Here is a 14,895-nt window from a genome sequence, read left to right as displayed (position 1 = left end):
CGAGGTCGACCAGCAAATTTGCTATCAACAGTTGATCCGCTCGAGGTTACTGCTAAGCGACCGTCCGAAGTTACAACAACCATTGAGCTTACCATCGGAGACCAATAGATTAGCGTGCAAAGGTATCATCAGACCCTGTAACGGAGTTCACTCAATTGATCATCATATTTGGTGTAGCGACACTGCATAACGCACACTTGATCGCCAGCTAACGCTTCGATCGAATGTAAGCTCTGCACGGAAAACAGGTAGCATTATATTTTTCCGTACAGAGTCTGATTCACCGCAAATGAAGTAATTCTCGGCAAAACCCTTGCAAACTTAAAGCTCGATTAAACTTTCTCAAGCTCCCCTGCATTGAACAAGAACGCCAGAACGACCAGAGGAGACCAGGCAATTATTACTCCAACAGCAGCATCAATGTAATTGAGTGCTACCAAGGCAGCCATAGGTAATAGCCAGATGAGGTTGATCAGTAAGACCGCCAAGGTCACAGGCAAATGCCGACCGAACCGACGAGAAGCATACTGATATCCATGACTTCGATGCGCTTCGTAAACCTTGTCTCCGCGCAGCAAACGACGTAGTAAAGTAACTGTGGCATCAACAATGAATACACCGAGCAGAATTAGCCACGCACAGAGTAAGTCGGATGAAACCCAGGCCGCCTGTAACGAAAGAATACCCAAGGTAATTCCAAGAAAACCGCTACCCGCATCTCCCATAAAAATCCGGGCTGGTGGGAAATTCCAGAATAAAAATCCTGCCACGGTTGCGGCTAGTATTAGTGGTAGCGACACCAAATCCGGAGCTTCTACTAATATGTACAACAGGCAAACACTAATACATGTAGTAATTGCTTCAACACTGGCTAGACCATCGATCCCGTCCATGAAATTGTACAAATTGAGCAACCACACCAAGTAGAATAAAGCCAAGCTGTGGCCTATCCACCCCATTTGTAACTCACTACCGAAAAGTGTCAACGGCGGTAGTCCGCCTAACCACCATAAAGCCCAGGCCGAAGCGCCAAAATGACCGAGTAACCGCCACCGCGCAGCGATGTGTCCATGGTCGTCTAGAAAACCCAATATGGCGATAGCGACACCGGCGCCAAACACGGACCAAGTGGTCACAGCATCCACCAATCCAGAGCTACGCATCCACACCAGCGCTACCAAAAACGATACGACGATGGCAACTCCCCCCCCTCGGGGGGTGGGTACACAATGAGAACTGCGAGCATTAGGGACATCTATGATGCTGCGTGCCAGCGCATAACGACGTAATAGCCAAGTCAGCCCCCATGCTGATAGAACCGCAACTACAATAAAAAGAAAACTCATTTAATCACCACTTTACTTGCCAGATTGGAACAGCCGTCCGCTATCGATTAATGCCTCATCTGATCTGACCACTGGCCGCCACTCGAGTAGTTCTGCTGCCTTGGCAGCATCTACTTGCAATGACTCAAATAATTGGACGTACATATTCTGACGTCCGATCAGACGTGCACAAAATTTAATAAAGCTGACTGGCGCGCTAAAAAGTCGCGTGCGAACTCCCATTCCTCGTCCGATCAACTCGACGATTTCACCAATGGATGAATCTTGACCATCAGCAACTACAAACACTTCCCTTGCCGCCCGCGGATGGGAGGCACAACAGGTGAGAAAATCAACAACATTTTCCCGAGCAACCATGGAGCGGGCGTTACACACATTACCGAAAGGAAGTGGTAGACCCTTTCTGACTAACTTGAGCAGTAGTTGGAAATTTCCAGGCGCATCGGCGGCATAAATCAACGGTGGACGGACTACAACCCATTCCATCGGTTTGTCTTTCAGGTAGCGTATAATTCCTTCCTCTGCCTTTAACTTTGACTTAGCATAAAACGAGTGAGGCGCTAACGCTGAAACTTCTGTAAAAGGAACATCTCCGGATGAAGCCCCGTGAACACCAATGCTGCTTATATAGACAAACCTCTTGACACCAGCCTCAGCAGCTTGCCGAACCAAGTTCATAGTAGAGTGGTAGTTTACTCGATCAAACTCTAACTGTGGGTTAATAACGCGATCATTAAGCAGATGAGCTCTCGCCGCTAAGTGGATAACGCACTCCACGCTAGCCAGAAGATCTCTCCAGTCGGTATCATCGCTAATATCCCCGACGGCTTGTGTAACCACCCCCGAAACAATCTCGACTTTCGCTCGCGAAACACCGACACACTCGTGGCCAAGACGATGCAAGTGCGTTATAAGCGCGCGACCAACAAACCCCGTCGCACCAGTTAGCATGATTTTCACTGACTTAGTTCCCTCATCAGCCCGCCAATTAAACTAAATCTATTGTACTCACAACAATTAATCACCATCAAAGACCAACCCTAGACTGAGAACCAAGGAGGGATCTTTGTATTTGATTATTACTGAAGAGGACCAAGTACCTAGACTCAAGAACGCTGCACCATTATATCCGAAACCGTCCGCTCTTCCCGCATACCCAATCAGGAAAAAACCTCACAACCATACTTCGCTTGCGGCCAAACGGATTGACCAATGGGCGCTCGAAAAGCCGTTAGGTCGAGTCGTCTGAGTCAACCGCAGATTTGGTCGAAGCCGAAGCTTGGCTGGAATTATAGCTTGTCACATGAACTCAATGATGGCCAAGACCGTACCATGGCAGGACGATACGAGCAAAATATTTGCCCATTGACTGATGAGAGCTTAGCCGCGCTGCTTTAAGGGCACATAGCCTTAGAGGCAAGGCATTGAGGTTTCTGCGACAGAGCGACGATGGGGCAATGTCACTCACGTACAGGCCGTGATGCCGTTTACGCCGGAAGTGATGGCAGTGCTTACTGTAAACCTTCCACTATTTGAGCTATCAGCGCCTCAATTAAGGGCGAATCAAAAATCAGCAAGGCTGGCGTGGCGCCACCAAGGAAAGTAGTGGTCGAGACCATTTTCGAACTGCCGCTTGGCCAGGATAAGGTTTGCCTGCCCGGGGTGGCACACAGGGCAAATAAAACACACCTGAACGCACAGAAAGCGTCATAATCTGCAGGCTGATCTGACCAAGCCAAGGCATCGCTACCTCGCGTCCTTTCCGACAAGCCGCATAGCGATACCCAGCAAAGGCAGGGTAGCCTACTCAAGCTTCGGGGCCGGAAGACAGAGAAGCTTCAATGGTTAGCGACTATTAGCTGAAGGGTATTTTACTCAGAGCATGAATGCAGAAACTGAGGATAGATAGAGGGGTTATGGATAAATTAAGAAAGCGCATGCTAGAGCTGCCACGACCGCATAAGCGCATAGTACAAGTTTTTACGGATGTGCTGTTAGTTTGGTTCGCGCTTTGGCTGGCTTTTGTGGTTCGCTTAGGACTCGAGGATTTGAATAATCCGCTTAAGGGCCATTTTTGGCTATTCATAGCCGCACCATTGGTAGCGATACCTATCTTTATCCGCTTCGGTATGTACAGAGCGGTAATGCGTTATTTTGGAAACGATGCCTTAATAATGATTGCCAAGGCAGTTAGCCTATCAGCCCTCGTCTTAGCTCTTGTGGTCTATTGGTATAGCAACCACACAACCGTTGTCCCGCGCTCTATAATTTTCAACTACTGGTGGCTTAGCCTTGTCATGATCGGGGGCTTACGCCTAGTAATGCGCCAGTTCTTCCTTGGAGATTGGTACGCTACTAAGCAACACGTCCCCTTCACCAATTTTAAAGACGGGCTACCAAAGGTAGCAATCTACGGAGCAGGTGCAGCTGGCAACCAGCTCATGGCAGCACTGCGCCTGGATCGGGCAATGCGCCCAGTAGCATTCATTGATGACGATGAAAGCATTGCGGATCGCGTCATTTCGGGCTTGCAGGTATTCAGGGGTACCGACATCCAACGAATGATAGATATGACCGGCGCCGACGAAGTACTGCTCGCTATACCCTCAGCAACACGCGCACGGCGTAGCGAAATTCTCGGGCTTCTCGAAAAATTTTCGTTGCACGTTCGTAGCGTTCCAAGCGTAATGGACCTTGCAAGCGGACGCGTGAAGGTGGATGACATTCAGGAAGTAGATATCGCGGACTTGCTTGGACGCGATGCAGTGCCTGCTCAGGGTGATCTGCTTGCTAAATGCATTACGGGTCAGACCGTAATGGTAACTGGTGCCGGAGGCTCCATTGGCTCAGAGCTCTGTCGGCAAATTATTTCTCTTGAACCTAAAGCGCTAATCCTCTTCGAGCATAGTGAATTTAATCTTTACAGCATCCTTGGTGAACTCGAACAACGTGTCACTCGTGAATCGCTCCCCGTGCGAGTTCTTCCCTTCCTGGGCTCTATACGCAACCAGAAGCACTTGTATGACACAATGAGCATGTGGCATGTAAACACTGTCTATCACGCGGCAGCCTATAAACATGTTCCGATGGTAGAGCACAATATAGCCGAGGGCGTATTCAACAATGTCATTGGCACTTTGAATACAGCTCAAGCCGCACTTCAAGCCAATGTTGAAAATTTTGTACTCATTTCTACCGATAAAGCAGTACGTCCGACAAACGTCATGGGTAGCACCAAACGCTTGGCCGAGCTTTCACTACAAGCACTGAGCAAGGAAATGGCTCCCGTATTATTTGGCGACTCAGCAAATGTTGCGCGCGTAAATAAGACGCGGTTCACAATGGTACGATTTGGAAATGTATTGGGCTCTTCAGGCTCAGTAATTCCACTTTTTCATAAACAAATTAAAGCTGGCGGCCCCCTGACAGTAACCCACCCCAAGATCACCCGGTATTTCATGACGATTCCAGAGGCCGCACAATTGGTGATCCAGGCAGGATCAATGGGGCAAGGGGGGGATGTATTCGTACTGGATATGGGCGACCCTGTTCGCATTGCCCATTTAGCCGAAAAAATGATACATCTTTCCGGATTGAGCGTTCGCTCCGAGCAGAATCCACATGGTGATATTGCTATAGAGTTTACGGGACTGCGTCCCGGTGAGAAACTCTATGAGGAACTACTGATTGGCGACAACGTTGCGCCAACTCAGCACCCTATGATTATGAGAGCAAACGAGGATTACCTTCCTTGGGATACACTCAAAAACCGTCTCTCCGAGCTATTGAGCGCCGCTTCTCAAGAGGATTTCACACGTGTTCGGCAGCTCTTGAGGGCGACAGTGACCGGGTACACCCCAGAAGGGGAGATTGTCGACTGGGTTTATCAACAGAGACGCTTGGAACTGTAAACCTTTAAAGTAATCAGAATATAAAACTCCAGAACTGGCCTTCGAGTGTCAATCAACACCCCAGGCCAGGTTTGGGTTGAAAGGCAAAGGGTTTATAAAACTTAACCAAGATTACCGGATGCATTCACGCTTTTTTAAATATTGCGCTCCAGCAGCCTATAAGTTTCCAAATGCTTCGAAACTACACTTTCGATAGCAAATGCGCGCTCAGCCAGAGCACGTCCAGCGAGCCCCATTTCCCGGCGGAGCTCTGGATTCTCAAGCAAGCGTTGGATCGCCTCAGCCAACGCAGATGCATTTCGAACAGGAACCAGCAACCCTGACACATCAGGATCAATAGCATCTCTACAGCCCGGAACATCTGTAGTAACCACCGCACGTCCACAAGCCGCCGCTTCTATTAAAACTTTCGGTAACCCTTCCCGATAAGAGGGAAGTACCACAACATGTGAATTTTTCAAAACTTCCGCCATGTTACTACAGTAGCCAAGGGACTGGACCACACCTTCATTCAGCCAGCTGTCAACATTCTCTGCAGAAATACTAGTTGGATTACCTCGATCAATATTACCAACTAATTGAAAACGTGCATTCAAACCTCTCGACTTAAGAATTCGTACCGCCTCCACAAATTCAATAACACCCTTATCACGTAAAAGACGGGCAGCAAAAGTAACGACCGGTACACCGTCGACCTCAGGAGACATACTATATTGCAAAAGGCTCACACCGGAGCCGCGAATGATCATACTCTTTTGGAGGGTAATTGCTCCTATATCCATTAATGCTTTCTGATCATCTGGATTCTGAAAAACAGCTAAAAGATTCCGCTTACCCAATGCAAGCCGGTACATGATGCTTATTATTCCCCGCACCAAGTTTGCCTTAACTCCCCGAGCCATAAATATAAAACCAAGCCCAGGAACTGCTGCCAGCACACCTTTTACTGGTGACAATCGCGCTGCGATGCCACCGTATAGAACAGGCTTTATAGTTACCAAATGAAGAACTTCGGGGCGAAGACTCCAGCAAAGCGAACAAATTGAAAGTAAAGCTTTCAACTCACCGAAAGGATTAGTACCACTCCGCGAGAAGAACAGTTCGTGATGACTGAAACCCAGGCTTTTTATTTCCTTAACAGACGGCCCCTCTGGAGTGGCAATATGAACCTCGTACCCTTCTTCTCGTGCTGCCAGAGCGATAGGTAGACGATGCGAAAGGAAATATTTGGCATCATTCCCAATTATCAGTAGAACTGGTTTCATGTTAATCCTGTCAGTGCTTGATCCAATTTGATTCTTGTCCTGGAAAATTCCACTACACGGACTCAATTCAGACCCAATTGCGTGCAAATTTCATTAGAGAAAAACAAGCTATTTCTGCGCCCCAATCTCAAGGTGTTTGCATTTATGGGACGCCATCTCTCACCGTAAAAATACTTCCGACTTCCACAGTGGCGATAAATTCAAAAACTGCCAACAGCCTCCCATAAAAAACCAAATCCTGTCACTCTACTAGGCTAACAAGAATTTATGAGGGAAGCACCGCTACAATCGCAGCCATTGTAACCAACGCTCGACTCCAGCTGTATGCGAGCAACAACCAATCTCCTTATTTTAACCGGATGGCGCAGCGCTGGAGTTGCCAGCACAAAGACTGAGCCTTCTCCTGACCATGCTCAATGGCTCCCCGGTGTAGGCTTACCTAAGCTAGGTTAACATCCCTAAGCTACGTTCGAAATCCCGACAATCCAACACAAACCATTAAAGAACCGAATATTTGTGAGATCTCAAACCAACGGAGATTGTAAAAAGGTTAGCCGTCCCAAAGCTGCACAAGCACCCAGCTCAACAGAGCATCAAAGAGTTTAGGCTTTAGCTATACGAAATTTATAGGGTGGTCTGTAGAGGCAGAGCTAACAATTTGAACAACAAGCTCTGCATTAAATATTGTATTTAAAATACATAAGGAACGACCGCGAACCAAAATACAACAAAACTATCAGCCACGCATTTTAACACCGCCCCAAGACACCAACTGCACAAGCCGAGAATACTGCAAGAGATAGAACAGTCAAAATAACAACAACGAACAACCTAATCCTGCCAACAAATAAACGAGCCACTCGGCAGCAATAAAACGTACGCAACTTTAAGTTCAGCAAAGAAAATATGGCGAACACTTAGCACCCTAATAATAGCTAAACCAGGCCATACTCCCTCACTCAACGAAAGATTGAAGCGATCCTACAGCGAAGCTGTTCACAGCAAGTCTATTACATTAAAAAATTTTAGCCTCTGAAAAACCTAAAAATTTCTCGCGCGACCAAAAAAACATGAACCGCTAAATAGCCAGTTACAAAAACTCTAGGAATACTTTAGAAAAGTAACGAACATCGAATTTTACTCATAAACATATACAACCCCAAAACCATAATAATCTTTATACTAATTTCACTCCATTGCGTTGGCCTTCTTAAATACCTATTTACCATGAGCTTCAATTAGTGAGTCGTACAGGTCTCGGAAGCGTAGAGAAGCGCGCTCCAGTGAGAACTCATTGAAAATTCGAGCCTTGCTCTGATTCGCAAGTAGTTCGCGGCGCTCTTGAGGAAGCTGGATCATATTCTCTAGGCCATTGGCAAGTGAATCAGCATCCTGTGGTGGTACAACAATACCATTTCCGCCAAGCAGCAGAGCAGCATCACCAACATCTGTGGCGACACAAGGCACTCCAACAGCCATCGCTTCGCCCAATACATTGGGAAAGCCTTCTGTCTTTGAGTGAAGGCAAAAGATATCCATCGATATTAAACAAGCGGGTACGTCTTGCCGCTCACCCAATAATATATAGCGATCAGGATAACCTGTAGCTTCAATTAGGTTTGTCAGCACCTGATTAGAACTTTCAAGCCCCCTTCCCACCATCATGAAACGCAATGACGGGTAACGCTTTGCAAGAATTCCTGTGGCCTCCACGAAATTCGCTTGATCTTTTACAGGGTTGAAACGTCCAAGACTGCCAATGACAATCTGCTCATTGGTAATGGAACAACTTTTGCGTATTGCATCACGTTGTGTATTAGTTGCGACGAGACGGCTGAGATCGAAACCATTGGGGATGACCTCCATACGGCTGCTGTCATAACCGATTTTAACGTGAGCATTCCTTGAAGCTTCCGCAGCACAAACGATCTTGGACGGCAGCAATCTTGAAAGGAAAGCGCATAATTTACGAATTAACCGTGTTGAACGCTTTCCACCCTTGCTTAGATCGGTAGTCCGCACCCCCCAGATTACATTTCGCACTCCAGCAGCACGCGCGGCTAAGCCACCCAACAAATCAGCATGATACATCCAGGTCTGCACAATATCTGGCTGTAATTGGCGAATTTTTCCGTACAAGCTGCACAAGGCTTTAGGAGCGCCCAATAGATTGCGCATTTCTAAGCTGCTGACAAGAACTCCTTGCGCCTGCAACTGTGGACCAATTATCCCGATATCGGTAAGCGAAATAACCGAATGTTCGTACTCTGGCCAATTGAGCTGGGATTCAATCAAGCGCTTGAGCATTAGCTCGGCGCCTCCCACATTAAGGCCCACAATCACATGCAAAACCTTCAAAGTCATTGCTCCTGCAACCAGGCCTGGAACATCAAGATACTCCATAGCTGTCTGGATCGATCAACCCTTCCAGTCAAGTGTTGCTGCCAAAGCTGTCTGATGGGTTGCGGATGAAAGTAACCTTGTTGAGCTAGCACTACAGGATCAAGGAGCGACTCCGCCCATTCACGTAGCGGACCTCTTAACCATGCTCCAAGAGGAATTGAAAATCCTTTTTTGGGACGCTCAATCAATTCTTTCGGCACGTGCCGATAGAGCAACTCACGCAAGATCCACTTACCCTTTCCATCTCGAATTTTCAAATCTAATGGCAGCTTCCAAGCAAACTCAACCACTCGGTGATCTAGTAATGGCACACGTGTTTCTAGGCTATTCGCCATTGCGGCTCGATCAACCTTAACAAGTATGTCATCCACCATATAAGTCTGGGCATCAACAGCCATCATCCAGCTTTCAAAACTATCTGTCGCTGGCCAAAGTTCAGCAGCATCAAAGAATGTATCTGGAACCTCTCCATTGATTACAACACCTTCTGTTTTCTTCCAGTGGCTCAAAAGTTTCTGATAAAAAACTTCTCGCGTAGGAGAGTCAACGATCTCAGAAAGGACTTGAAACTTCCCTGGCAAATTAACCTGCCCACCCAAACGATATGCTAATTTTCGCAAGGCATAGGGAACTCTCGACAGGTGTCTCCAAACTTTAGGTGCGAACAAATAAGGATTGTAGCCACCAAAAAGCTCATCACCGGCATCCCCGCTTAATGCCACGGTTACATGTTGTCTGGCCATCTGACTAACAAGGAATGTCGGAATCTGCGAACTATCCGCAAATGGTTCGCAATAAATATCAGCCAACTTTGGAATGACTGCCATAGCTTCAGCGGAGCCGACATAAAGTTCGGTATGTTCTGTATGCAAATGTTGTGCGACCGCTAACGCGTGCTCAGCCTCATTAAAACCTTCCTCACGGAAACCAATTGTAAAGGTTTTAATTGGACGCTCGCTTTGCTTCTGCATAAGTGAAACAATCAAACTGCTATCAACGCCACCACTAAGAAATGCACCCAATGGAACATCAGCCAGCATTTGCTCGGAAATGCTTTTACTCAATATACCTTCGAGCGTTTGAACCGCATCTTCATCAGTACCAATAAAGGGTGTACGTAACCCAGACTCAACTACAGCGTTCATATCCCAGTAAGCATGAGTCTCAGCTTTGCGGCCTTCCTCTCCGCAAGGAATAGAAACGAAATGGCCGGGCAGTAATTTTTTGATCCCTTTATAGATGCTGTAGGGGGCAGGGATATAATTATGTCGAAGGAGCAAAGACAGTGCTCCCCGGTCCACGCTGGCAGAAAATGATGGATGTGCTTTCAGTGCTTTGAGTTCAGAACCGAATACCAACGTTTTTCCTTGCCACCCCCAATAGAGAGGTTTTTCGCCCAAACGGTCGCGAGCAAGGATGAGGGTACGATCCTGGCGATCCCATAAAGCAAAAGCAAACATCCCTACAGCACTTTTTAACGTCCGCTCTACTCCCCAATTTACAAAACAGGACAGTAGCGTTTCGGTATCCGAGTGACCACGCCAACTAAAGTGCTGCCCATGCCTCTGCAACTCTTTTCGCAACTCTAAATGGTTGTAGATCTCTCCGTTAAACACTAGGACATACCGTCCGCATGCAGAGAGCATCGGTTGTGCTCCGGCTGAAGACAAGTCAACAATCGCCAATCGACGATGAGACAAGCCGATACCCTGATTTATATCAAACCATTCGCCGCCATCATCTGGACCACGACGGTATATAGCGTCCCCCATCCTCCGCAGAACTTCAGCCGGATCGTACGAGATAGGTGAAGACTGAAAATACCCAGAAAATCCACACATCAGAAATTATTCCTATGCCCTGCATGACCACTAAACAGTCTGACACGAACAAAAAACAGAAAAATTATAGCAAAAAATACCATGTTGAAAAATGCTCCTATCCAACCATGGTATAGATAAACTAGAGAAAAGCAGGAGATTAGCAGCACAACTCTCCCCCCTCCATATTGTCTTACGAAACCGAATGAAACCAATAACAGCGCTGATAAGTAAACAAAAAGACCTACGCCATACATACCAAGCAAACCAAACCAACCGGCGATACCAGGGTTAGTATTCCAACTTACATCAGGCAATCCAAACAAATCGCCAACCATATATGAATTTAATTTTATATATTCAATACCAAGAATCTTGTAAAAAAACATCTGCGGAAGTCCATCTGCCCAATAAGGGATAAAGCTCCCCTTGAGATATGAATACTGCAATCGCTCAGAGTTCTCCAGGATCAATGCCACATGCCCTACATGTTGAAATCTATTCAACAAATAACGCAATGCTGCCTCATAACTCTCGGAGTCTGGACTTGGCAGACTGGAAAAAAAATCGACAACAGACATGCCTGTTCGCATTGCCCATTTAGCTTCAATAATGACTGGAATAGATGCGAAAAATAATACACTTGCAAATGCGCCTCCAAAAAAAACTCTCAAGGAAACCCGCATCGGATGCATTCTGCACATTAGCAAAATAATAACAACGAATACACCCCCCATCCAGCCGCGCAAAAACATCGAAATTAAAAATATTAAACAGTTTACCCAGAATAGCTTATTTGAGATTAGGCAAACACCGATCAGTAGAAATAATAAGTCAGGCTGCAGCAATATGAAAATATAGTTAACAAGTCCGCCTTTTGACTCCACGCCAGCCACGTTGACCCCGGCGGAAATATTAAATATCAAAAAAGCGACCTGAACGACAGCTAGAAAAAAACCATAACCATTTTTTAGAAAAAAATCCCCCTTGTGACATCCGTTAAAAAAAACCCTATAGAACAAATAGAGAAACAACAAACTCGACATTTGCAAAATGAAAGCATAAACCAGCGATTCTGACTCCAGTTCAAAAAAATAACCCTCTAATACCATACCTCCATCATTGACGGCAAAAACCATTGACACTAGATTTGCTAGAAAATACAAAGAAAACAAGCAAAAAAACGGCGAAATTGTCAATTTCTGATCCCTCGGCTACCTCATAAAATCACTATTTCAGGATGACTTTGGCCGGAACCCCTGCAACGACAACATTAGAAGGAACATCTTTTGTCACGACGCTATTTGCTCCAACTCTCACATTATCACCAATTACAAGCCCACCGAGAATTTTAGCGCCAGTACCCACGACAACCCCACTTCCAATAAGAGGCTGCTGATTAATATCCGACTCAGTATCTTTATTCCCAAATGTAACACCATTTAAAATCTTACAATTCTCACCAATTACGACACTACTACCTATCACGATATCATGCCGATGCATAATAATAAGGCCAGGCCCAATTTTAGAGCGGAGAGATATATCACTTGCATACACCACCCTTATAAAGTACTCAATCATCACTCGAAACAACAAACCTATCAGCGGAACCTTAGATAGAACCACCCCCATGCGATAGACAGCAACAAGATGAAAGCTATGGCTTATCAGGCATGTTTTAATCATACTGGCCATACCCCCACCACCAGCAAAACGCTTCAAATCCCTAGAAATATTATCAAACATCATTACTTCCTAACCTTCAGCTTGCTAATGAACCGTAAAGACTTAACAAAGTTAAATACTGATAATGGATGAAAGGTCTTAAAGTACGCTTTGAGGAACATCGGCCAGGTACTTCTCCTGTTTTTCATATCAGCTACTAGGTAGGTTAACGCAGCGGTATTGACCTGCAGCCTGTATTCAGGATATTTTTTCGAGAAAAATATAAAACACTTGTACAGAATTTCCCGCGTTTTAGAACCAACTGAAGAAATACCTATACCTGAACGATAGACCCCTAAAGGCTCCGTGCATGCGAACCCAGCATAACCATCGCCTACTTGCTCAACATTTGCATAATAATCTACAGCATCAAAACCCGGATCTTCGAAGTCTCGGACAGACTTTCTATACATCTTTGAACTATTTGCACCCACTGCGATAAACTGAATAATTTCTGATCGCCCATAGCTTCCCGTGTAAATACTATCTAAACCTTCGGAGTCACTCTCCTTACGTAAAGTCCCATCGGGAAGCTCTACCAGCATACGATGCCATACAATATTAAACTGTGAGTTTTCATCTAAAAAGTCGGCCTGCTTCTGAAGCTTATTTGGCAGAAAGTAATCATCACCATCCACATGTGCGATATACTGCCCCGTTGCTTGCTGGTGAACAAAATGATAGTTATCACTCACCCCCTTATTAGTTTCATGCAAAAACACCCTGAACAACTCAGGATATTTTAGCTGAAACTCTCTAACGATGTCCGGGGTGCTGTCACTGGAAGCGTCATCGCTCACAAGGATCTCGTAATCAAAATTTACTTCTTGATCGACGAGACTTTGCAAGCATTGCCCTATGTACTGCGCTTGATTGTAAGTCATCACGCACACGGAAACTTTTTTTATTCCAGGCATTAGAGCCATCTCCTTAACCGATTGCGAAGCATTTCGCGATAGCAATCAGAACAAACGACTGCGGCTAACAGAGCAGCAGTACTGACGCCAGCAATAAACATCAATGTCTGCCAGCGCTCTTGAAAACTGACATTAATCCATATCAATGGGGAAAGTATTAGTATCGGCCCGACAACTATTCCTAAGCAGTCTTTAAAAAGCCATTGTAAATGCAATCCCGGCTCTAATTTTTGGTGCACATACCCGACCCAAAAAAGCAAAAAAAACAAATTCAAACCAAGCCAAGTATACCCTGCACCAACGGCGCCAAAATTATTAACCGCCAATACAATAATTGGAATCAGCAAAGAAACCATCAAGCCGCTACCAATCAGGTGATACTTGAGGTTTCCCCTTGCATATTGGAGATAATAGGGAAACGCACCAAGTGTTAAAATACCATTACCAATTGCATAAAGCCTAAGTATCGGAGCCGTGCTTTCAGAGAGCTTCTGATCTGCTGTCCATACAAATAAAAGCGGCTCAGCGCAGTATGCAATTGTGACAGATGCGGCACCGGCTAATACCGCCACCAGTTGGGTAGATTTTCGGTAAAGATTTATCAAATCAGTATTCGAACCCTCTGCATGCATCCTCGCCATCCGTGGTAGCAATGCATTGCTGATAGGTCCACTTATAATCATGATTCCTCCAGCCACCAAAACAGCTAGTGAAAAATAGCCGTACTCTGCTAGAGGCAAAATACCAGATAGAATAAGTTTATCTGTCTGTGTCACCAGTATCCAAACTGAAGAGGTAAATGCAATACTTAATGAGAACTTTAGCACTGGTAGAATAGGACGGAAACTCCAGCCTACCGGATGACTGTGCTGATCAAGAGCAGGTAGTAAATACCGACTCATTACAAACAATCCAGCCAACTCAAAAACTGCCACAATCAATTGATGATAGAAAAAAACCTTAGGTGTAAAACCGAAAACTGACATAGTCCCAAAAACTGCGACAAATCTAAAGGTCGCTATGACTATATTGAAATTGCTGAGCCAAACCAGGCGTTCAGAACCACTGATCACCCCTCTATAAATCCCCCCCAACCACTTCAGTGCTATACAAAATATCATTATATGCACAGCCTGAACCACATCCTCTACTTCCAGTGATCCAACATGCAGCCACTTGCTGGCAATAGTATGAGAAAGCATCCATAAAATCCCACCGCCAATTACAGCCATGGAAACAAACAAAACATTCAAAGCTCGAAGCAATTGACGAAATGCCAAAGCGGTTGTTACCCCCCCTCGCAACCTCGCCGTTTCGCGTCCGATCGTCGGTGTCAACCCCAGGTCTAGTAACGCGAACCAGGCTTGTAGCATCGTAAAAAAGCCCACGAGACCGTAAGCCTCTGCCCCCATATACTTAATATAAAGAGGTAGAACTACAATGCCAATAACAGCTACATACAGCTGACTTATGTAATTGGCGAGAATATTCTTTTTCAAAGACAC

Annotated in this window: 10 protein-coding genes; 1 reads left to right on the top strand and 9 read right to left on the bottom strand. The window is 45.7% G+C overall.

The window, feature by feature from the left end; genetic code table 11:
• Positions 1 to 332 precede the first annotated feature (332 nt).
• Complete coding sequence (locus ACVWSC_RS07935) at positions 333 to 1,346, bottom strand: MraY family glycosyltransferase (protein ID WP_442113000.1); 1,014 nt, start codon at positions 1,344 to 1,346, stop codon at positions 333 to 335.
• Positions 1,347 to 1,358: 12 nt separating this feature from the next.
• The gene (locus ACVWSC_RS07930) at positions 1,359 to 2,297 is read right to left on the bottom strand and encodes an NAD-dependent epimerase/dehydratase family protein (RefSeq protein ID WP_442114273.1); all 939 of its coding nucleotides are present in this window, start codon (positions 2,295 to 2,297) and stop codon (positions 1,359 to 1,361) included.
• A gap of 965 nt (positions 2,298 to 3,262) precedes the next feature.
• On the opposite strand from ACVWSC_RS07930, the gene ACVWSC_RS07925 reads away from it, so the two are divergent.
• Positions 3,263 to 5,257 (top strand): polysaccharide biosynthesis protein, encoded by a 1,995-nt coding sequence (locus tag ACVWSC_RS07925; RefSeq protein WP_442112998.1) that lies wholly within the window; start codon positions 3,263 to 3,265, stop codon positions 5,255 to 5,257.
• 134 nt (positions 5,258 to 5,391) lie between these two features.
• On the opposite strand, the gene ACVWSC_RS07920 is transcribed toward ACVWSC_RS07925, so the two are convergent.
• The 7 genes from ACVWSC_RS07920 to ACVWSC_RS07890 form a co-directional block, all read right to left on the bottom strand.
• The gene (locus tag ACVWSC_RS07920; RefSeq protein WP_442112996.1) at positions 5,392 to 6,522 is read right to left on the bottom strand and encodes a glycosyltransferase family 4 protein; all 1,131 of its coding nucleotides are present in this window, start codon (positions 6,520 to 6,522) and stop codon (positions 5,392 to 5,394) included.
• Between the two features lie 1,218 nt (positions 6,523 to 7,740).
• Positions 7,741 to 8,886, bottom strand: coding sequence for a glycosyltransferase family 4 protein (locus tag ACVWSC_RS07915; protein ID WP_442114272.1), 1,146 nt, complete (start codon positions 8,884 to 8,886; stop codon positions 7,741 to 7,743).
• The gene (gene asnB / locus ACVWSC_RS07910; RefSeq protein ID WP_442112994.1) at positions 8,883 to 10,766 is read right to left on the bottom strand and encodes an asparagine synthase (glutamine-hydrolyzing); all 1,884 of its coding nucleotides are present in this window, start codon (positions 10,764 to 10,766) and stop codon (positions 8,883 to 8,885) included. Before asnB ends, ACVWSC_RS07915 begins: the two co-directional genes overlap by 4 nt.
• On the bottom strand, positions 10,766 to 11,944 hold the full coding sequence (gene wzy / locus ACVWSC_RS07905) for an oligosaccharide repeat unit polymerase (protein WP_442112992.1): 1,179 nt from the start codon (positions 11,942 to 11,944) through the stop codon (positions 10,766 to 10,768). The genes asnB and wzy overlap by 1 nt, the downstream gene beginning before the upstream one ends.
• Before the next feature lie 31 nt (positions 11,945 to 11,975).
• Positions 11,976 to 12,497, bottom strand: coding sequence for a serine O-acetyltransferase (locus tag ACVWSC_RS07900; protein WP_476461724.1), 522 nt, complete (start codon positions 12,495 to 12,497; stop codon positions 11,976 to 11,978).
• Positions 12,497 to 13,390 carry a glycosyltransferase family 2 protein gene (locus tag ACVWSC_RS07895; protein ID WP_442112988.1) on the bottom strand — a complete coding sequence of 298 codons (894 nt, stop codon included), beginning with the start codon at positions 13,388 to 13,390 and terminating at the stop codon, positions 12,497 to 12,499. The genes ACVWSC_RS07900 and ACVWSC_RS07895 overlap by 1 nt, the downstream gene beginning before the upstream one ends.
• A complete protein-coding gene (locus tag ACVWSC_RS07890) occupies positions 13,390 to 14,895 on the bottom strand; it encodes a lipopolysaccharide biosynthesis protein (RefSeq protein ID WP_442112986.1) in 1,506 nt (501 codons plus the stop codon). Before ACVWSC_RS07890 ends, ACVWSC_RS07895 begins: the two co-directional genes overlap by 1 nt.

Source organism: Pseudomonas sp. NUPR-002, assembly GCF_056322725.1.
The sequence above is the reverse complement of the archived record's forward strand: the minus strand, read 5'-3'. Positions and strand labels throughout refer to the sequence as shown.